Annotated in this window: 18 protein-coding genes and 2 pseudogenes; 6 read left to right on the forward strand and 14 right to left on the reverse strand. The window is 65.5% G+C overall.

Features of this window, described 5'->3' with window-relative positions:
• Positions 1 to 154 precede the first annotated feature (154 nt).
• From QCE83_RS11365 to QCE83_RS11380, 4 genes are all read right to left on the reverse strand, one after another.
• Positions 155 to 595: a biopolymer transporter ExbD gene (locus QCE83_RS11365; protein ID WP_309809746.1), complete on the reverse strand. Its 441-nt coding sequence runs from the start codon at positions 593 to 595 to the stop codon at positions 155 to 157.
• Positions 577 to 1,269, reverse strand: a complete 693-nt coding sequence (locus QCE83_RS11370; protein ID WP_309809748.1) for a MotA/TolQ/ExbB proton channel family protein — start codon at positions 1,267 to 1,269, stop codon at positions 577 to 579. The genes QCE83_RS11365 and QCE83_RS11370 overlap by 19 nt, the downstream gene beginning before the upstream one ends.
• A 15-nt stretch (positions 1,270 to 1,284) precedes the next feature.
• Complete coding sequence (dapB, locus tag QCE83_RS11375; protein ID WP_309809751.1) at positions 1,285 to 2,082, reverse strand: 4-hydroxy-tetrahydrodipicolinate reductase; 798 nt, start codon at positions 2,080 to 2,082, stop codon at positions 1,285 to 1,287.
• 105 nt (positions 2,083 to 2,187) lie between these two features.
• Positions 2,188 to 2,997, reverse strand: a complete 810-nt coding sequence (locus tag QCE83_RS11380) for an outer membrane protein assembly factor BamE (RefSeq protein ID WP_309809753.1) — start codon at positions 2,995 to 2,997, stop codon at positions 2,188 to 2,190.
• 189 nt (positions 2,998 to 3,186) lie between these two features.
• Here QCE83_RS11380 and fur point away from each other — a divergent pair, with 189 nt between their 5' ends.
• Positions 3,187 to 3,615: a ferric iron uptake transcriptional regulator gene (fur, locus tag QCE83_RS11385; RefSeq protein ID WP_309809755.1), complete on the forward strand. Its 429-nt coding sequence runs from the start codon at positions 3,187 to 3,189 to the stop codon at positions 3,613 to 3,615.
• 139 nt (positions 3,616 to 3,754) lie between these two features.
• Here fur and QCE83_RS11390 read toward each other — a convergent pair whose 3' ends face one another.
• The 3 genes from QCE83_RS11390 to QCE83_RS11400 are packed head-to-tail and all read right to left on the reverse strand — an operon-like array spanning position 3,755 to position 6,636.
• Complete coding sequence (locus tag QCE83_RS11390) at positions 3,755 to 4,264, reverse strand: ureidoglycolate lyase (RefSeq protein WP_309809758.1); 510 nt, start codon at positions 4,262 to 4,264, stop codon at positions 3,755 to 3,757.
• Positions 4,261 to 5,271, reverse strand: a complete 1,011-nt coding sequence (gene alc, locus QCE83_RS11395) for an allantoicase (protein ID WP_309809759.1) — start codon at positions 5,269 to 5,271, stop codon at positions 4,261 to 4,263. Before alc ends, QCE83_RS11390 begins: the two co-directional genes overlap by 4 nt.
• A gap of 45 nt (positions 5,272 to 5,316) precedes the next feature.
• Positions 5,317 to 6,636 carry a C4-dicarboxylate transporter DctA gene (locus tag QCE83_RS11400; protein ID WP_309809761.1) on the reverse strand — a complete coding sequence of 440 codons (1,320 nt, stop codon included), beginning with the start codon at positions 6,634 to 6,636 and terminating at the stop codon, positions 5,317 to 5,319.
• Between the two features lie 228 nt (positions 6,637 to 6,864).
• Here QCE83_RS11400 and QCE83_RS11405 point away from each other — a divergent pair, with 228 nt between their 5' ends.
• A complete protein-coding gene (locus QCE83_RS11405) occupies positions 6,865 to 7,557 on the forward strand; it encodes an FCD domain-containing protein (RefSeq protein WP_309809763.1) in 693 nt (230 codons plus the stop codon).
• Between the two features lie 113 nt (positions 7,558 to 7,670).
• Positions 7,671 to 8,060, forward strand: coding sequence for a hypothetical protein (locus tag QCE83_RS11410; RefSeq protein WP_309809765.1), 390 nt, complete (start codon positions 7,671 to 7,673; stop codon positions 8,058 to 8,060).
• Positions 8,061 to 8,146: 86 nt separating this feature from the next.
• Here the strand turns inward: QCE83_RS11410 and gap are convergent, their stop codons facing one another.
• Complete coding sequence (gap, locus tag QCE83_RS11415; protein WP_309809767.1) at positions 8,147 to 9,157, reverse strand: type I glyceraldehyde-3-phosphate dehydrogenase; 1,011 nt, start codon at positions 9,155 to 9,157, stop codon at positions 8,147 to 8,149.
• Between the two features lie 53 nt (positions 9,158 to 9,210).
• Positions 9,211 to 11,229, reverse strand: a complete 2,019-nt coding sequence (tkt, locus tag QCE83_RS11420; RefSeq protein ID WP_404984518.1) for a transketolase — start codon at positions 11,227 to 11,229, stop codon at positions 9,211 to 9,213.
• Between the two features lie 487 nt (positions 11,230 to 11,716).
• On the opposite strand from tkt, the gene QCE83_RS11425 reads away from it, so the two are divergent.
• Both QCE83_RS11425 and QCE83_RS11430 read left to right on the forward strand, forming a co-directional pair.
• Positions 11,717 to 12,130, forward strand: a complete 414-nt coding sequence (locus QCE83_RS11425) for a VOC family protein (RefSeq protein WP_309809771.1) — start codon at positions 11,717 to 11,719, stop codon at positions 12,128 to 12,130.
• 53 nt (positions 12,131 to 12,183) lie between these two features.
• Positions 12,184 to 12,921 carry a 16S rRNA (uracil(1498)-N(3))-methyltransferase gene (locus QCE83_RS11430; protein ID WP_309809773.1) on the forward strand — a complete coding sequence of 246 codons (738 nt, stop codon included), beginning with the start codon at positions 12,184 to 12,186 and terminating at the stop codon, positions 12,919 to 12,921.
• Between the two features lie 95 nt (positions 12,922 to 13,016).
• Here the strand turns inward: QCE83_RS11430 and QCE83_RS11435 are convergent.
• The 3 genes and pseudogenes from QCE83_RS11435 to QCE83_RS11440 form a co-directional block, all read right to left on the reverse strand.
• Positions 13,017 to 13,409 (reverse strand): annotated as a pseudogene (locus tag QCE83_RS11435) (barstar family protein); the annotation flags it as partial.
• A gap of 75 nt (positions 13,410 to 13,484) precedes the next feature.
• Positions 13,485 to 13,592: pseudogene (locus QCE83_RS35125) on the reverse strand (barnase inhibitor); the annotation flags it as partial.
• Between the two features lie 15 nt (positions 13,593 to 13,607).
• Positions 13,608 to 14,081: a ribonuclease gene (locus tag QCE83_RS11440; protein WP_309809777.1), complete on the reverse strand. Its 474-nt coding sequence runs from the start codon at positions 14,079 to 14,081 to the stop codon at positions 13,608 to 13,610.
• 575 nt (positions 14,082 to 14,656) lie between these two features.
• On the opposite strand from QCE83_RS11440, the gene QCE83_RS11445 reads away from it, so the two are divergent.
• Positions 14,657 to 16,309, forward strand: a complete 1,653-nt coding sequence (locus QCE83_RS11445) for a tetratricopeptide repeat protein (protein WP_309809779.1) — start codon at positions 14,657 to 14,659, stop codon at positions 16,307 to 16,309.
• 18 nt (positions 16,310 to 16,327) lie between these two features.
• On the opposite strand, the gene QCE83_RS11450 is transcribed toward QCE83_RS11445, so the two are convergent.
• Positions 16,328 to 16,747: a hypothetical protein gene (locus tag QCE83_RS11450; protein WP_309809781.1), complete on the reverse strand. Its 420-nt coding sequence runs from the start codon at positions 16,745 to 16,747 to the stop codon at positions 16,328 to 16,330.
• A gap of 95 nt (positions 16,748 to 16,842) precedes the next feature.
• On the reverse strand, positions 16,843 to 18,730 hold a 1,888-nt coding region (locus QCE83_RS11455), incomplete at its 5' end, for a YadA family autotransporter adhesin (protein WP_309809784.1).

Below are 18,730 nucleotides of genomic sequence, written 5' to 3' on the forward strand. Positions count from 1 at the left end.
GATCCTGGCGCCGCGGGGTCACGGGGTCTCGTGTGCCGGACCGGCGCGGCGTCGAATGTCGGCCCGCCGGCGGAGGCAATCCGCGCAAAAACGGGCAAATCGCGATTATACCGTTCGTTGCGGCACGTCAGGCGCATGCACGCGCCGCGCGAACTCAACGCGCCGACTGCTGCGCCGGCTGTTGGTTTGGTTGTGTGACGAAGCCGATGCGCTCGATCCCCGCCTGCTGCGCCGCGCCCATCACTTGCGCGATGACGTCGTAGCGCGTCGCGCTGGAGGCGCGCAGATGCAGTTCCGGCTTCTGCGCCGCGCGGCCCGCCTCGACGAAGCGCGCGCGCATCTGCTCCACGCCGATGAGCGTGTCGTTCCAGTAGAGCTTGCCGGTGTCGTCGATCGACAGCGTGATGGTCTGCGGCGTCTCGCGCGCCGGCTGGGACGAGACCTTCGGCAGGTCGAGGCGGATGGCGTGCGTGAACAGCGGCGCCGTGATGATGAAGATGACGAGCAGCACGAGCATGACGTCGATGAGCGGCGTCATGTTGATCTCGGCCATCGGCTGGCCGTTCGCGTGCTTGTCTAGTCCGCCGAAGGCCATGTGCGCTCCGTGTCCGCCGTGCCGCACACGAACGCGTGCAGGTCGTGGGCGAAGCCGTCGAGTTCCTCGGAAATCTGCCGCACGTAGCGGCCGAGCACGTTGTAGGCGAGCACGGCGGGAATCGCGACGACCAGACCGAAGGCCGTCATGATGAGCGCCTCGCCGACCGGCCCCGCGACGTTCTCGATCATCGCCTGCCCGCTCGACGCAATGCTGGACAGCGCGTGATAGATGCCCCAGACGGTGCCGAGCAGGCCGACGAACGGCGCGGTGCTGCCCACCGAGGCCAGCAGCACCTGGCCGAATTCGAGACGGCGTTGTGAGCTGAGCATCGCCTGGCGCAATGCCCGCAGCACGCGCTCATTGCGTTCGACGCGCGACAGCAGCGCGCCCGGCATGTCCGCCTCGGACGCGCGCCAGGCGGCCTCGGCGAGCGGCAGGAAGACGCGTTCGCGATCGGCCCGCCGCAACGCGCCGATGCCGTCCTTGAGCGTCGCCGACTGCCAGAAGCGCTGCAGCGCGCGCGGACCCTGCCATTTGGCGCGCGCGAGGATCCACGCCTTCATGAGCAGGAAGCACCAGCTGGCGAGGGACATCGCGAGCAGCAGGCTGGCGACCGCGTGCGTGACGGCGTCGCCGGATTGCAGATAGTGGATGACGCCCGTGGCGGCCATGGTCGCGCGGCGGTATCAGCGCAGGCCGAGCACGTCCTGCATGTCGAAGAAGCCCTTGTCGCGGCTCTGCAGGAAACGCGCGGCGCGCAGCGCGCCTTGTGCGTAGGAGAGACGGCTGGCCGACTTGTGCGTGATCTCGATGCGCTCGCCGATGCCCGCGAACAGCACGGTGTGATCGCCGACGATGTCGCCGCCGCGAATCGCGGAGAAGCCGATGGTCGACGGATCGCGTTCGCCCGTCACGCCTTCGCGGGCGTACACGGCGCAGTCCTTCAGGTCGCGGCCGAGGGCCTTCGCGATGACTTCGCCCATGCCGAGCGCGGTGCCCGAGGGTGCATCGACCTTGTGGCGATGGTGCGCCTCGATGATCTCGATGTCGTAGCCGGTCGCGAAATGCTGCGCGGCGAATTCGAGCAGCTTCAGCGTGACATTCACGCCGACGCTCATGTTCGGCGCGAATACGAGGCCGATCTTCTCGCCGGCCTGCTTCAGCTGCGCCTTCTGCTCTTCCGAGAAACCGGTCGTGCCGATGATCAGCTTGACGTTGTGGCGCAGCGCCGCTTCCATGTGAACGAGGGTGCCTTCGGGGCGCGTGAAGTCGATCAGGGTGTCGGCGTCGGCGAACACGCGCTCGATGTCGTCGGTCAGCAGCACGCCGGTCGTCTTGCCGAGGAACGCGCCCGCGTCCTGGCCGAGTTGCGGCACGCCGGGCCGGTCGAGTGCGCCGACGAGCTGGGCGTCGGGATCGTTGAGAACGGTTTCGATCAGCATCCGGCCCATGCGGCCCGATGCGCCGGCGATGGCGATCTTCATGGCAATCTCGTTTGATGAACCGCGCCCGGCGCGCAGCCGGGGCGTGGTGGTTCAGTGCGATGTTTCAGCAAGGCGACCCGGCACTCGAGTCCGGACCGACTGACTCTACTGCGGCATCGTGAACTGCGGCTGGCCGCTGTTGCTTCCGGCCGGCGCGGGCGATGTGCTCGCCGGACCGACCGCGCTGCTGTCGGGAATCTGGATCGTCTGCGGCTTGCGCTGGAGCTGGATCTGCGAGTTGCTGCCCGAGGCGCCGCCCGCACCCGGCGCGCCGCCCGCGCTCGTCGGCGCGCTGCTGAATGCCGAAGAACGTTGACGACCTGCGGGCATTTCCACTTGCGCCGTCGCGCGGTTGGCGGCTTGCGCGGCCTGCTGGTTGGCGTCGCCGGCAAAGGCATTCGACGCGTTCGGCTGCGTGGACGGCTCGCCCGCCGGCGCCGTGACCGCCACGCCCGACGCGGCCGAAGCCGCCGATGCCGGAGCTGCCGCCGCGGCGCCAGGCGCCGTCTTGGCGACCTTGACGCCCTTGTCGCCGTCGATTTCGGCGAGCAGTTCGAGGTTCGACGGCAGGTTTTCGCCGCCCGACCAGCTCACCACGCGGTCGCTCGCGAAGTTTACGACGAAGTCGCGCTGCTGCACGACGGCGGTGGATCCGCGCTTGAAGTAGAAGACGTAGTCCCAGCGGTCCGCGTGGAACATGTCGATGAGCAGCGGCGTGCCCAGCAGTTGCTTCACCTGGTCGCGCGACATGCCGACCTGCATCTGCGCGGCGGCTTCCGCCGAAACGAAATTGCCTTGCACGACCGTGATCCGATACGGTGTGATGCTTTGCGCGATCTTCTGCGTGACGCTGTCGTACGCCGAGCAGCCGGCGAGCAATGCGGCCAAGGTTGCTGCGATCACGGTTCCCCGCATGCGATGGCTCTCCCTGCTATTCGATAAAGATTGAAAAAACATTTCACCTTTCACGCGAGGCGCTTGACGTCCGCGCTCGCTTCGTCCGACCCGCCCGCAAGCATACGCGACGCAAGCACGCGGGATGTCGGGAATCGGAAAAACGCATTACTATGAGAACCTTGAATTGTACTCTAGGGATGCCTAGCCATGACCAATCCCGCCGATCTCAAAAATATCGGGCTCAAGGCGACCCTGCCCCGCCTCAAGATTCTCGAGATTTTCCAGCACAGCCCGGTGCGCCATCTGACCGCTGAAGACGTGTATCGAAACCTGCTCAACGAAGAGCTGGATATCGGTCTCGCCACGGTCTATCGCGTGCTCACGCAGTTCGAGCAAGCCGGCCTGCTGTCGCGGAGCAATTTCGAATCGGGCAAGGCCGTGTTCGAGCTGAACGAAGGATCGCACCACGATCACCTCGTCTGCATCGACTGCGGCCGCGTCGAGGAGTTCTTCGACGCGGAGATCGAACGCCGTCAGCAATCGATCGCCAAGGAACGCGGTTTCAAGCTCCACGAGCATGCGCTCGCGCTGTACGGCGCATGCACGAAGGAAAACTGCCCGCACCGCAAGCATTGAGCGTCGCGCGCCGCTGATCACGCGGCGCCGGATGCAAAAAACCGCCGTCCATCTTGTCGATGGACGGCGGTTTTACTTCGCCCGTACGTTTCGCGTTTTGCTTATGCGAGCGATTCGCAACTGCATTTCGCAGTCGACATCACGCAGCGCGCGCGGCCGGTTCGATCAGCGTGCAGCGCTCGGGCAAGTCGAGTTCGTCGCAGTTCGGCTGGTCGCCGCCGCGATCCATCACGATGAAATCGCCTTCCCGGTCCAGCACGATCAACGGGTGATGCCACACGCCGCGCGCATAGTTGACGCCTTGCCAGCCGCGCGCATAGAACGCGCGCAACGCGCTGGCATCGAACTCGCCTGCCGGCGCCACCACCACGAGATAGCGCACGTCCGCGAGCGGCACGAACGCCTGGCTGCCGAGCGGATGACGCTCCATCATCGAGATGACGACCGGTTGCGGACGCGGCTGGCCGCGAAACAGGTTGATGAGCGGACGCCCGCCGTTCTCGAAACCGATGTCCACCCGCGCGAGATCGTGAAAGCGTTCGGTCGTGCCGGCGTTGATCGGGAAATGGCGCGCGCCTTCCAGTTCGATGACATCGCCGAACGGTGCGAAAGCTTCGCGCGTGAGCGGTTCCAGCGTCAGCGTTTTCATTCGATTGCTCCAAAGATCCGCAGCCGCGACACGCCGCCGTCCGGATAGATGTTGAAGCGCACGTGCGTCACCGGGCCGAGCGCGGCGAGTTCGTGCTCGAAGCGATGCACGCTGTCCATGGAAAGCTTCTGCTCGTCGAGCAGCACCGGCCAGAACATCGCCTGCGTGACGAGCGATTCGTCGGTGCCGCCCACAACCCGCGCCGCCTGCAGCGAACAGCGGTCCGGATAGTTGCCCTTGAAGTGCGCGGTGTCGACTTCGATCGCGCGGATCACGCCGGGATGCGCGAGCGCGACGATCGCCCAGTCGTTGCCGGGCTCGCGCCGGCGCCGCGTTTCCCAGCCGTCGCCCATGTTGACGCCGCGCCCGGGCATGAGCATCTGCGACGCAGGTCCGAAATGCTGGTCGTTCGCCGCGACCAGCGAAGCGCCATTTTCGAGCGCCGCGAGATCGAGCAGCGTGCCGCGTTCGACGCGCGAGAAATCCGTCTTCGGCTGGCCGTACACCCGCAGCCGCGCGATGCCGCCGTCCGGATAGATGTTCACGCGCAGATGCGTGTAGGCGCGGCTGTCGGCGATCTCGAGATAGTGGTGATGATCGCCCTTGAGGGTCGTCGACGGCACGATCTCGCGCCAGTCGCCGTCTTCCTGCGGATTGGCGCTGTGGCTCACGCAGGCATCGATGGAAGCCGCCGGCGGAAAGTTGCCGGTGAAGTGACTCGTGTCGATGTCGATGCCGTGAATCACGCCCGCGCGCGCGAGCTTGACGATGCAGTAGTCGTAGCCCGTCGTGCGCTTGCGGCGCGTCTCCCAGCCGTCCATCCACTTGCCGTGTTCGTCGTACTTGCCGGGGATGAACACCGCGGGCTGCGGCTCCAGCATGCGCGACTTCGGCGCGAAGAATTCATCGCTGGCGAAGAGCGCCTGCGCGCCCAGGCGCGGATCGGCCAGGTTCATGTAGCGGCGGGCGAATGCGGGAGCGTCGGCGGGGAGAAGCGGATTGGCCATGTCAGGTTCCTTCGGCTGCGGTTGTGTTTGCGTTTGCTTGGATGTTCAGACTGCGTGCGCGGGTTCGTTGCCGTGCGCCGCGTCCGGCGCGGCCGGCACGAAGCGATAGTCGGCGTCCTGGTCGAGTACGCGCTTCGCACGCACCCGGTCGATGTCGTTCTCCCACACCGCGACGACCACGGTCGCGACGCAGTTGCCGATCAGGTTCGTCACCGCGCGCGCAATGCCGACGAACCAGTCCACCGGCAGGATCAGCACGAGCCCGAGCACGGGAATCGCGGGAATCGCGGAGAGCGTCGCCGCGAGAATCACGATGGCCGAGCCCGGAATGCCGTGCGCGCCCTTCGACGTCACCAGCGAGACCAGCACGACCACGATCAGATCGTGCAGCGACAGCGGCGTGTTGGTGGCCTGTGCGATGAAGATGACCGCGAGCGTCAGGTAGATCGAGAAGCCATCGAGGTTGAACGAGTAACCGGTCGGGATCACCAGGCCGACGGTGGAATCCTTCACGCCCATCCATTCGAGCTTGCGCATGATCTGCGGCAACACCGCATCCGAGGACGCCGTGCCGAGCACGATCGACAGTTCTTCACGCAGATAGCGCACGAGCTTGAAGATGGAGAAGCCCGCGAGCCGCATCACCACCGCGAGCACCACGAACACGAACAGGAAACAGCTGGCATAGAACACCATCACCAGCAGGCCCAGTTGCTTGAGCGACGCGACGCCGTACTGGCCTGTCGTGAACGCGATCGCGCCGAGCACGCCGAGCGGCGCCAGCTTGATGATGAACGCCATGATGCGGAAGAACACGGACGAGAGTTCGTCGATGAACACCGTCACGCGCTGCGCCTTGCTGCCGAGCATCGAGAGGGCCGAGCCGAACAGGACCGCGAACACCAGCACTTGCAGGATGTCGCCTTTCGCGAAGGCGTCGACGGCCGTGTCGGGAATGATCTTCAGCAGGAAGCCCGCCGTGTCCTTGAGGCTCTTGGCATGCTCGGTGTAGGTGGAGAGCGCGGAGGCATCGAGCGTATGCAGGTCGATGTTCATGCCGACGCCCGGCCGCGTGATCCACGCGAGAATCGCGCCGATCACCAGCGCCAGCGTGGTCATGATCTCGAAGTAGACCACCGCCTTCAGCCCGACGCGCCCGACCTTCTTCAGATCGCCTGCGCTTGCCATGCCGCTCACCACGACACAGAACACGATCGGCCCGATGACCATCTTGATCAGCTTCAGGAAGCCGTCGCCCAGCGGCCGCAGCGACTGGCCGAAATGCGGAAACAGCGCGCCGACCACGATACCGATGACCAGCGCGATCATCACCCTGCCGAACAGCGAATTCAGAAATCTCGACACGACCGTCTCCTCGTGTAATGTCTCACCTCCGGAGCAACTGTTCCGACTGGTCGGACCAGTGCTGTGATGGGGAATATTAGAAAGCCGATATAGCGGCGTCAAGGAAGCATTGATAACGGTTTACCCTGTGCGTAACCGGCATGGAAATGGCCATGGAACGGTCGTTCACACGCGTCGGCGGGACGCGCATACAATGGCGGTCAGACCGGCCAAAGCACCCCTTCCTCCATGAAAAACGTTCCGCACACCGTCACCGACGCGGCCATCGCGACCATCCGCGAGCGCATCGAATCGAGCGTGTATCCGGTAGGCAGCCTGCTGCCGGCGCAGCGGCAGTTATCGGAAGAACTGGCGATCAGCCGGGCCTCGCTGCGCGAAGCGCTCTCCACGCTCGAAGCGCTCGGCATGCTGCATATCCGCCCCGGCAAGGGCGTGTATGTAAGCAGCACGCAGGCGAGCAATACGCATCCGTGGCGTTTCGCGGACCAGGCGTCGCTGCCGGACACGTATCAGATGCGTTTCGCGCTGGAAGGCTTCGTCGCGCGGCTGGCGGCGCATTCCATCGGCGACGCGGACGTCGACTGGCTCGACGACAACCTCGCGTCCCTGCATGGCGCGCTGACCGAAGCGGCGCTCGAAGAAGCCGCGCAGCTCGACTTCGCGTTCCATATGCGCATCGTGAGTCTTGCGGGCAACGCGGCCATCGAATCGATCCTGCGCGGCAGCGCCGACATCATGAAGGAGAGCCAGCGCCTGCCCTTCTATCGGCGGGAACTGGTGCTGTCCACGTACCACGAACACGCGGCGATCATCGAAGCGCTCAAGGCGCGCGACGGCGAAGCGGCCGGCGAGGCGATCGAAGGACATATCGTCAATGCGGCGCAGCGGGCGGGCGTGCATTTTCCGGTGCCGAAACGCTAGCGCGCCGGCACTTCTCCGACGCTTCGCGGTCTCAGCAAGGGCCGCATGCGCCGAAGTTTTCCATGCGCTTGCGCTGCCCTGCAATTGACTGAATACCAACAGGAGCAGCGTCGATGGACATGCAACAACTCGCTTCAGAATTTCTCGCGTCGGAACACGGCGCACAAGCCACCCAGGCGCTCGCCGACCAGGGCTTCAGCACCGAAGACAGCCAGCAGATCCTCGGCACGGCGGCGGAAACCGCCCACGCGCACGTGGAGGAACAGCATGAAGGCTTGCTGGGCGATCATCCCGGCAAGAGCTTCTTCGCGGCGTTCGCGTCGGGCCTGGTACGCGGCGACGGCTTCTTCAAGTCGATGGAGGAAGGCGGTGAAGGCGTGCTGACGGGACGCATCGCCGAATCGATTGCGGCGCGCATGGGCATGGACCCGGGCACGGCATCGACGGTCGCGGCGGCGGCCACGCCCTATGTCGTCTCTTTCCTGCGCGAGAAGCTCGGCTGAACCCACGCAACACACAACCCGAAGTCGAAAAAAAAGCCGCTCCGAGGAGCGGCTTTTGCATGCCTGAGACTGAAACGCAGTGCAGGTTACTTGGCGTTGGCGAGCGCCACGGCCGTGTCCAGCATGCGGTTCGAGAAGCCCCACTCGTTGTCGTACCAGCTCGACACCTTCACGAGACGGCCCGACACCTTCGTGAGCGTCGCATCGAAGCTCGACGAAGCCGGGTTGTGGTTGAAGTCGATCGAGACCAGCGGTGCGTCGTTGTAGCCGAGAATGCCCTTCAGCTCGCCTTCCGCCGCGTCCTTCATGATCTTGTTGACTTCTTCCACCGTCGTGTCGCGCGCGGCGATGAACGACAGATCCACCACCGAGACGTTGATCGTCGGGACGCGGATGGCATAGCCGTCCAGCTTGCCGTTCAGTTCCGGCAGCACGAGGCCGACCGCCGAAGCCGCGCCCGTCTTCGTCGGGATCTGGCTGTGCGTGGCCGAGCGCGCGCGGCGCAGGTCTTCGTGATACACGTCCGTCAGAACCTGGTCGTTCGTGTAGGCGTGGATCGTGGTCATCAGACCGTTCACCAGGCCGATCTTGTCGTTCAGCGGCTTGACCAGCGGCGCGAGGCAGTTGGTCGTGCACGACGCGTTCGAGATGACCGTGTCCGATGCCTTCAGCACGTTGTGATTGACGCCGTACACGATGGTCGCGTCGACGTCCTTGCCGCCCGGCGCCGAGATGATGACCTTCTTCGCGCCGCCCTTGATGTGCGCGCTGGCCTTTTCCTTCGTCGTGAAGAAGCCCGTGCACTCGAACACCACGTCGACCTTCAGCTCGCCCCACGGCAGTTCGGCCGGGTTGCGGTTGGCCAGCACGCGGATCTTGTCGCCGTTGACGACGAGGTAGTCGCCGTCTACCGAGACTTCGCCCGGGAACTTGCCGTGCGCCGTGTCGTACTGCGTCAGGTGGGCGTTGGTCTTCGCATCGCCCAGATCGTTGATCGCGACGATCTCGATGTCATGCTTCTTGCTGTTCTCGTAGAACGCGCGCAGCGTGTTGCGGCCGATGCGGCCGTAGCCGTTAATTGCAACGCGAATCGTCATGGTCTATCTCCTGATGGTAAAAAAACCTTGTCCGCTGGTGGAGGCAAGCGCGTTCACGCCGCGAGCACGTCCTTCGCCGTCTTGACGACGTTCTCCACCGTGAAGCCGAAGTGCTTGAACAGCGCGCCGGCCGGCGCCGACTCGCCGAACGTGTCGATGCCGACCACGCCGCCTTCCAGGCCCACGTACTTGCGCCAGAAATCCGTCACGCCCGCTTCGATCGCCACGCGCGCCACGCCCTTCGGCAACACGCGTTCGCGATACTCGGCGTCCTGCTTGTCGAAGACGTTCGTGCAGGGCATCGACACGACGCGCGCGCCGATGCCTTCCTTCGCCAGCGCCTCGACCGCTTCCATGGCGAGCTGCACTTCCGAGCCGGTGGCCATGAGGATGATCTTGCGCGCGGGGATGTCGTCGTTCCAGTCGCGCAGCACGTAGCCGCCCTTCGCGATGTTCGCGATCTGGATGTCGTTGCGCGGCGAGTACTGCAGGTTCTGGCGGCTGAAGATCAGCGTCGACGGACCGTGATGCGCGATGGCATGCGTCCACGCGACCGCTGTCTCGACGGTGTCCGCCGGACGCCAGGTCTGCAGGTTCGGAATCAGGCGCAGGCTGGAGACGTGTTCGACCGACTGGTGCGTCGGGCCGTCTTCGCCGAGGCCGATGGAATCATGCGTGAACACGAAGATGGAGCGCGACTTCATCAGCGCGGCGACGCGCAGCGCGTTGCGGCTGTAGTCCGAGAACGTCAGGAAGGTGCCGCCGAACGGACGATAGCCGCCATGCAGCGCAATGCCGTTGATGGCCGCGCTCATGCCGAACTCGCGCACGCCGTAGTTGATGTGGTTGCCCCACTGGATGCCCGCGTGATCCGGGTTGGCGTTTTCCTGATCGCCCGCCGCGCGGACCGCCTTCGAGGCCTTCCAGTTGGTGAGGTTCGAGCCGGTCAGGTCGGCGGAGCCGCCGAGCAGTTCCGGCAGCGCGGCCGCGAGACCTTCGATGGTGTTCTGCGAGGCCTTGCGAGTCGCGATGGTTTCGCCCTTCTGGTTCGCGTCCTCGATGATCTTCGCCGCGGCTTCCGCCCAGTTTGCCGGCAGTTCACCGCTCATGCGGCGCGTGAATTCGGCGGCTTCGGCGGCGTACTTCGCGCGATAGGCGTCGAACGCCTTGTTCCATTCGGTTTCCGCGTGCTTGCCCTGCTCCTTCGCGTCCCACGCGGCATACACGTCCTGCGGGATCTCGAACGGACCGTAGTTCCAGCCGATCGCCGCGCGCGTCGCCGCGATTTCCTTGTCGCCGAGCGGCGCGCCGTGCGCGTCGTGGCCGCCCGCCTTGGTCGGCGCGCCCTTGCCGATCACCGTGCGGCAGCAGATCAGCGTGGGCTTGTCCGACTTCTTGGCGGCCGCGATGGCGGCGTCGACGGCATCGACGTCATGGCCGTCCACCGCGCGGATCACGTTCCAGCCGTAGGACTCGAAGCGCTTGGGGGTGTCGTCGTGGAACCAGTGCTCGACGTGGCCGTCGATGGAAATGCCGTTGTCGTCGTACAGCGCGATCAGCTTGTTCAGCTTCAGCGTTCCTGCCAGCGAGCAGGCTTCGTGCGAAATGCCTTCCATCAGGCAGCCGTCGCCGAGGAACACGTAGGTGTGGTGATCGACGATCTTCGCGTCCGCCTTGTTGAACTCGGCGGCGAGCAGCGCCTCGGCCAGCGCCATGCCGACCGCGTTGCCGACGCCCTGGCCGAGCGGGCCGGTGGTCGTCTCGACGCCCGGCGTCATGCCCACTTCGGGGTGGCCCGGCGTCTTCGAATGCAGCTGGCGGAAGTTCTTCAGTTCGGCGAGCGGCAGGTCGTAGCCGGTGAGGTGCAGCAGCGAGTACAGCAGCATCGAGCCATGACCGTTGGAGAGCACGAAACGGTCGCGGTCCAACCAGTGCGGATTCACCGGATTGTGCTTCAGATGGCGCGACCACAGCGCGACGCCGATTTCGGCCATGCCCATCGGCATGCCGGGGTGGCCGGAATTGGCTTGTTGAACGGCGTCCATGGCGAGCGCGCGGATTGCGTTGGCCATGTTTTTGGCCACAGGGGCGGTCTGGCTGGAAGTCGGGGTCGTCATGTCGAGTCTGGGCAGGTCCTGGAAAGATCCGCAGTGCTTCTCTGGCTGGATGTCTCACTCGCGCCGGACCCGCGGCACACAACGTTTTCAGGACCGGAACGACGAGAAACGACGAGGATCGGGAGGCCGTCATTCTAACAGACCGGTCCGTCCGCCGAGCGGCCATGGGAGCCGCGGACCCGGCGCAAACCCGCTTGCGCGGCCGCGGGCATGTTCCGTGCAAAACACGGTCCGCGCGTTGCGCTCCAGAGCGTCATCGTGTGAAGACCCCGCGACCTTACACGCTCCGGCGCGCGCGCAACGGACGTTCATCAGGCGAAATCCGTCCGGCGTGGCGCATGGCGGGTCGTCGTTGCACGGTTTCCCGCGGCCGATTGATCGTACGGCTTCATGGCAGAATGTCTTACAACCCGCAGCAGCAAGGCTTCAAGGAGTATTTCCGATGACCGACCCTCGCCCGGCCGACGTGCCCTGGCTGACTCCGTATCTCACGGTGCGCGACGCGCGCGTGAGCATCGCTTTCTATGAAAAGGCGCTGGGCTTCACCGTGCGCGACAGCGTGAACGACGACGGCACGATCATCCACGTGGAGATGATGTATCGCGGGCAGTTGATCGTGATGTTCGCCCCCGAGGGCGCGTACGGTTCGCAGGCGCGCACGCCGAAGACCGCGGGACACATGGCGCCGCAGTCGTTCTATCTGTATGTGGACGACGTCGACGCCACCTTCCAGCTGGCGCTCGCCGTCGGCGCAAAGCCGCTGATCGAGCCGCAGGACCAGTTCTGGGGCGACCGTTTCGCGCAATTCGAGGATCCGGACGGCTACCGCTGGGCCATCGCTCGCCACCTGGGCTGAGCTTCCAGGCATTTTCACTATCCGCGGGCGCACCGGTCCGCGATCGACCCTCCATGCCACGTTTTCATGTCGACGGCCCGCTCTCGCCGGGCCAAACCTTCTCGCTCCCTGACGCCGTCGTGCGCCACGTCCACGTGCTGCGCCTTCAGACGGGCGACATCATCACCCTGTTCGACGGCGCCGGCGGCGAATATCAGGCCGAGCTGGTCGATATCGCCAAGCGCGCGGCGCTCGCGCGGATCGACGAATACAGCGACCGCGAAGCCGAACCCCCCTATCGCGTGATCCTCGCGCAAGGCATCGCGGGCGGCGACAAGATGGACTGGCTCATCGAGAAGGCCGTGGAACTGGGCGTCGCGGACATCGTGCCGCTCACGGCCGAGCGCGGCGTCGTGCGTCTGGCCGGCGAGCGGGCGCTGCGGCGTCAGGCGCACTGGCAGGCGCTGACGCGTGCGGCCTGCGAGCAGTGCGGCCGTAATCGCGTGCCGGAAGTCGCTCCGCCGCGCGATCTCGACGCCTGGCTCGCCGACCTCCCCGCCGCAGCCGAGGGTGAACTGCGCCTGCTGCTGTCGCCGCGCGCGGAAGTCAGCTTCGCTGCCTTGCCCGTCGAACCGCCGAATGGCGCGGTTACGCTGCTGATCGGCCCGGAAGCCGGCTTTTCCCCTACGGAAGAGCAGGCGATTGTCGATGCCGGCTTCGCGACGCTCGGCCTCGGCCCGCGCGTGCTGCGCACCGAGACGGCCGGCATCGCGGTACTCGCGGCGCTGGCGGCGCGCTGGGGCGGCTGGTGAAGCGCGCGGGCCGCGTGTCCACATAAGCAATCAGCCCGATGAACGCGGCGCGCTCATCGGGCTGACTGGCTGAGGCAACAGGAACGGCAGCGGGCTTATACGAAGGAATAGAAGACGCGGAACGCCACCTTGCGCTCGGCCCAGAATTCGGCCGCGTCGCGGAAGACGTCGAGCAGCACCTCGCGCCCTTCCTTGTCGAATTTCTGCGCGATGGGAAGCTGCTCCAGCACGATCACGAACCCCGGCTGCGAACCCGCCTTGTGGACCAGCTCGGTCAGCGAGTCATAGAGTGCGTCGTAATTCTTGCCGAAGTGCTTCGGAAACAGGAACGACGTGGCGATCGTTTCCAGTATTTCCTGCTTGCTCTGGGCCTGGCCGAGGTACGCATACAGAAAATGCTGGCCGAGGCGATTGGCCTCGTCGGCCAGATCCTGCACGCGAAACGCGCGGATGGACTGGACGATGTTTGGCCGCACCGTGGCGAACATCGCTTCCGCATCTTCTTCATGCAGGTGAAGCGCATGGGACTCGTCGGGACTGGTCTCGTCGCCGGGTCTGTTGTCGTGTTCTGTCATGCGTAGCCGCAATACTCGCTGGAACAGGTTGCCATCGCCGGTGGCGAAAAGATCACTCGCGACGCTGTGATCGTGCGCGTAGATGCTGTCGCTCATGCCGTTAATCCCTGGTTAATCCGTAATGCGTTTGAAACTGGTGTAGTGATCGTCCGTGTAGAAGCACTCGCCGATCTGCCTGCGCGGCCCGCCACATACGATGCGGCGCGCGCCGCGGTCCCTCGCGCGCGGGGTGGGAACCGTGTATTCGTGGTAGTAGCCGCGCGGATGCCGGGGAAGCACACGCTCGCGATTGCCGAACACGACGCCGTCCTTCTCGTAAGGGAACGGCCCGCCCGCCTCGATGAGCCGCAGGGTCGTGACCGCCTGCCTCGGCAACTGTGCGATCCGGACGGTGGCCAGGCCGTCCTGACCTGACGCGGCCGGCGCGGCTGACTGTGCCTGGCGAACCGCTTCCGCCGGCTGAACCGGCGCCGGGGTAGCGGACGCGACCGGTTCCTGGGAATGGCTGCGCGGCTCGTCCTTGCCGCACCCGACGAGAACGATGCTCAAGCCGAGCAAGCAGGAAAGAGCCCAGGCGCGCCTCACGAAACGATTGTCCCCGCGTTGAACCGAAATCTGGCGACCATTAAAGGTGTAAGGGTATCGCTAATAACAGGGCGAATCAATGTTCGCTCCGAAATCAGAAATTTTTCCCGGAAAAGCGGACATCGGGCGCTTCGACAAGCTGGCGCAGCGACCCTACTTTAGAACTATTCTGAGTGAAATTTATCTTCGACGAGATAATAATCAATGCCTGTGGGACTCGAGACCTCTGGACAAGCCGCCTCACTTGTTGCCAGTCTCCGGCGCGCGCTCTGCCGACAGTCCTGCATTTTGGTGAAGAGACAGCCTCGCATTTCGCCTGGGCGTGCCGCGCATCCTTTGCGGCACGCCTTTTTTTTCGTCCCGATCCAGCCCATTCCCGAATTCCCTCCGCAGGCGCCCGAGCGATTGTTGCGATTCTTGACATTCATGTGCATCGCCTACGAGATAATTTCAGCCAACCGTCCTCCCTGACGCGCCTGCCTTGGCGGACGGGCCTCGTCCGTCGCACGCCACGCGGCGCCCGACCTACACTGAACTTAGTGCAACCCTGCGTGGCAATTGCTCTGCATAACGCAATGACTGCATCGAATCGCCATTCGCCAGCCAGCACGGTCGAAGTCTTCCAGGCTTTCCTGCGCAACGCGCTGAGCGCGCAGCAGCGGGACGAATCCGTCGTCCGCGACACCTGGCTCGACGCCGCGCGACACTTGTTTCCGGTCGATGGCGCGTCCGTCGGCGGGCTGCTTCAGCAGCTGGCCGCGGAGCAACGGCTCGCCGATGCGGAAGCCATCGTGCGCACGCTCGCGCAACTCGAACCGCACAGCGCGATCACGCAGTTCAATCTGGGGCTGGCGCTGCAGTTCGCGAACCGCCACGACGAAGCGATTGCGCCGTATCGCGACGCACTGGCCATCGATCCCGACCTGCACAGCCTGCGCAACAACCTCGCCGCCGCGTTGCTCGACCGGGATCCGGCGTCGTCGGAAGCGGCGCGGCTGCTCGAAGCCGCGCTCGCGCACGATGCGCGCGATGCCAACCTGTGGGTCAATCTCGCGAAAGTACGTCTGGCGCGCTTCGACCTCGCGGGCTCGCTCGCGGCGAGCGAACAGGCCGTGAGGCTCGCGCCGGACGATCCGGTCGTCGTCAGCAATCACGGACAGAAGCTGCGCGAAGCCCAGCGCTGGGACGACGCCGAGCACTACGCCACCCGGGCGCTGCAACTTGCCCCGGAGAACGCCGGGAATCGCTCGAACCTGGGCATGCTGCACCTCCTGCGCGGCCACTACGCCGCCGGATGGCCGGAACACGAGGCGCGCTGGGACGGCTCGAAGGAACTGGCCGGCAAACGGCCGGTGTTCGCCGGCCCCGCATGGACCGGCCAGCCGCTCGCGGGCAAGACGCTGCTGCTCTGGGGCGAGCAAGGGATGGGCGATCTGCTTCAGTTCTGCCGCTACGTGCCGCTGCTCGCCGAGCGTGTGCATCGCGAGGGCGGCCGGCTCGTGTGGAACTCGTTTCCGCAGATGGGCTGGCTGATCGGTCGCACGCTGGCCCGCTTCGTCGACGACTTCACCCTGGGCGGCGGCCTGGAGTCGCTGCCGCCATTCGACTACGAAGTGTCGATGGTCACGCTCCCGTTCGTCTTCGATACCCGCGAGGACACGATTCCATCGCAGGTGCCTTATTTGCAGGCTGATCCGGCGACCGTCGATGGCTGGCGCGCGCGCCTTGCGGGAGAAACGCGTCTGAAGGTCGGGCTGACCTGGACCGGCAGCCGCACGCACCAGCGCAATCCGTTTCGTCGCGTGGGACTGGAACGGCACGAAGCGTATCTGCGCGACCTCGATAACGTCGCGTTCTATTCATTGCAGCCCGATGCCGCCGCGGACGTCGCCGCCGCGCGCTCTGCGGGGTTCGACATCGCCGATCATACGGGCGAGTTGAAGAGCTTCGACGACACGGCGGCGTTCATCGGCGCGCTCGATCTCGTGATTTCAGTCTGCACGTCGGTGGCGCATCTGAGCGGCGCGCTGGGACAGCGCACGTGGGTGCTGCTCGACGTCAATCCGCACTGGGTCTGGCTGCTCGATCGTCCGGACAGCCCCTGGTATCCGACTGCCACGCTGTATCGGCAGAGCAGCTTTGCCGAGTGGGACCCGGTCTTCGAGCGGCTTCGGGACGATCTGGGCAAGCTCGCGGCCGGCGCTCGTGGAAGCGCCGCGGCGCCTTGATTCATTCAACTCGTTTCGTCAGGCGCCGTCAGGGCCGTCCGAATCGGCGGCACGTCCAATCGAGCCTGCGTGGCCCGCGTTCCTCGCGTCGAATGCAGCCTCTCGCCCGGCTCGCGCAGGACAACCGCCCAAACCCGCCGATGCGTCACGCGAAGCGCTCGCCGCGACGTCGCCGCATACAAAAGTCAGCTCGCGCGGATCGTCGCTCGACATCGCGTCGACGGCGTCGAGCACCGTGACCGACTCTTGCTCGCAGATCGATCTCGCGTGCTTCATGCAGGTCTCATCGCTCGCGAACAAGCCGTCGCACTGCACTTGCCACGCGTGATCGCCCGACCCGAAGGTCAGGAGATTGGCGTTCGACATCGGCGAGGACCAGGTCGTGCAGCCTGTCACGATGACCGCGACGAGCGCCACAAGAAGAAGTTGAAAGTTCATGACGTGCGTTCCTTCGCATCAAGGATCTCCATCAGGGGCCTTCGCGGGCGGACGACACGCGCCGTCCACCTGCGCCAGGCCGGAGCCTGCGCGTGTTACCACTGATAAGACGCGCCTGCGCCGAATGCCGTGCCCGCAGCGCTGACACCGGCCCCGATCTTCACCTTGACGTTCTCCATGATCCGCGCCGATGCACCGAGCGCCGCTGCCTGATAGCCCTTGTAGGTAGCCGTGCCGACACCGACCGCGATCGTCTTGCCCGGATCGACGTCCGGAATCATCGTCAGCGCCGTGGCCGCCGCGACGCCCGAGTAGGCGTAGCGCGCAACGGAATTGACTTGATTGCCGAGAGCGTTGAACTGCTGATCCGTGTAAGAGTTGGCCTGGCTGACGCCTTGCGCGACGCTCTGGTTCAGCTGGTTCACGTTCACCGCATCGGTGCCCTGCGTGCCCGGCGCGACGTTCGTGATCTGCCGCTCGCTGCCCGGCGCACCCACCGACACGGTGTTGTCGCGACTGGCCACCGAGTTAGAGCCGAGCGCGACCGAGTTCGCGCCCGTCGCCTGGCTGCCGGTACCGACCGCCGCCGAGTTGGCGCCGCTTGCCTGGGCGCCTGAACCGATGGCGGCCGCCTGCGTGCCGGTCGCGCTGGCGTTGTAGCCGAGCGCCGCGGCCTGCGTGCCGGTCGCGCTGGCACTGGCGCCGAGCGCGGTCGAATGGACGCCGCTGGCGACGGCGGCCTCGGTCGCACGATCGCCGTTGGCGGCGACGAGCGGACTGCTGGCTGCCTGCGCCATGTTCTCGACACTGCCGATGGCCTCGTTCAACTGATCGACGTTCACCGCATCGCCCCCGGCCACCCCGTACGCCACGTTGTGAAGCAGCGTGCCGCCGGTATGCGTGGCCGTGTTGTAGGTCACGCCGTTCAGCGTGGCGCTGCTGTAGTTGGGCGTACCGTTGGCGTTGGCGTCGTACTTCACGGCCGAGTTGCCCGCCGCGCCCGCCGTGTTCGAGATGGTCGTCACCTGAGCCTGCAGACTGCCGACAGCCTGGTTCGTCGCGTTGAGCTGGGAACCGTTCACGGCGTCCGTCGAAGTGGCGGAGAGGCGTCCCGCCGCGACGTTCGTGAGCGTGCGTTCGGCGCCCGGCGCGCCGACCGAGACCGTGCTCGTCGCATTGGTGCCCGCGAACGTGTACGTGCTGCCGGCGATCGTCGCGTTCGGCGTGTTCACGACCGGCGCTGTCGTCGACCCGGCGCCAAGGGCGACATCGCCGGGATTGGTCGAGACGGCGCCTGAGCCGATGGCAACCGAATCGAGACCCGTCGCCGTGGAGCCTGCACCCGTGCTGTTGGCCTGGAAGTACTTCGTGCCGGTGCTCGTGATGCTGTTGATCGAGTTAATGGCGTTGCTGATGTCGGTCGAGTTCTGGTCGATCGCCTGATTCGAAGCGAACAGTTGCGAACCGTTCACCGCGTCGGTCGAGTTGCCCGCGAGGCGCCCCGCCGCGACGTTGGTGATCGTACGTTCAGCTCCCGGCGCGCCCACCGATACCGTGCTCGTCGCGTTGGTGCCCGCGAACGTGTACGGGTTGCCGCCGATCGTGGCTCCCGGCGTGTTCACGACCGGCGCTGTCGTCGAACCGGAGCCCAGCGCGACATCGCCGGGATTGGTCGAGACCGCGCCTGAGCCGATCGCAACCGAGTTGGGGCCTGTGGCCGTGGCGCCCGGACCAGTACTGTTGTCCTGGAAATACTTCGTGCCTGTCGTCGCGAGACTGTTGATCGAGTTGACCGCGTTGCTGATGTCGGTCGAGTTCTGATCGATCGCCTGGTTCGAAGCGAAGAGTTGTGAGCCGTTCACCGCGTCGGTGGATGTGCCGGAAAGGCGCCCCGCCGCGACGTTGGTGATCGTACGTTCAGCTCCCGGCGCGCCCACCGATACCGTGCTCGTCGCGTTGGTGCCCGCGAACGTGTACGGGTTG

This window comes from Caballeronia sp. LZ034LL (assembly GCF_031451215.1).
In the GTDB taxonomy this organism is placed as follows: domain Bacteria; phylum Pseudomonadota; class Gammaproteobacteria; order Burkholderiales; family Burkholderiaceae; genus Caballeronia.

Bases quoted from the DNA above. Each gene is read 5' to 3' on its own strand.
- QCE83_RS11365 (WP_309809746.1), bottom strand. From the start codon at position 595: ATGGCCTTCGGCGGACTAGACAAGCACGCGAACGGCCAGCCGATGGCC.
- QCE83_RS11370 (WP_309809748.1), bottom strand. From the start codon at position 1,269: ATGGCCGCCACGGGCGTCATCCACTATCTGCAATCCGGCGACGCCGTC.
- dapB (WP_309809751.1), bottom strand. From the start codon at position 2,082: ATGAAGATCGCCATCGCCGGCGCATCGGGCCGCATGGGCCGGATGCTG.
- QCE83_RS11380 (WP_309809753.1), bottom strand. From the start codon at position 2,997: ATGCGGGGAACCGTGATCGCAGCAACCTTGGCCGCATTGCTCGCCGGC.
- fur (WP_309809755.1), top strand. From the start codon at position 3,187: ATGACCAATCCCGCCGATCTCAAAAATATCGGGCTCAAGGCGACCCTG.
- QCE83_RS11390 (WP_309809758.1), bottom strand. From the start codon at position 4,264: ATGAAAACGCTGACGCTGGAACCGCTCACGCGCGAAGCTTTCGCACCG.
- alc (WP_309809759.1), bottom strand. From the start codon at position 5,271: ATGGCCAATCCGCTTCTCCCCGCCGACGCTCCCGCATTCGCCCGCCGC.
- QCE83_RS11405 (WP_309809763.1), top strand. From the start codon at position 6,865: ATGAAAAACGTTCCGCACACCGTCACCGACGCGGCCATCGCGACCATC.
- QCE83_RS11410 (WP_309809765.1), top strand. From the start codon at position 7,671: ATGGACATGCAACAACTCGCTTCAGAATTTCTCGCGTCGGAACACGGC.
- gap (WP_309809767.1), bottom strand. From the start codon at position 9,157: ATGACGATTCGCGTTGCAATTAACGGCTACGGCCGCATCGGCCGCAAC.
- tkt (WP_404984518.1), bottom strand. From the start codon at position 11,229: ATGGCCAACGCAATCCGCGCGCTCGCCATGGACGCCGTTCAACAAGCC.
- QCE83_RS11425 (WP_309809771.1), top strand. From the start codon at position 11,717: ATGACCGACCCTCGCCCGGCCGACGTGCCCTGGCTGACTCCGTATCTC.
- QCE83_RS11430 (WP_309809773.1), top strand. From the start codon at position 12,184: ATGCCACGTTTTCATGTCGACGGCCCGCTCTCGCCGGGCCAAACCTTC.
- QCE83_RS11445 (WP_309809779.1), top strand. From the start codon at position 14,657: ATGACTGCATCGAATCGCCATTCGCCAGCCAGCACGGTCGAAGTCTTC.
- QCE83_RS11450 (WP_309809781.1), bottom strand. From the start codon at position 16,747: ATGAACTTTCAACTTCTTCTTGTGGCGCTCGTCGCGGTCATCGTGACA.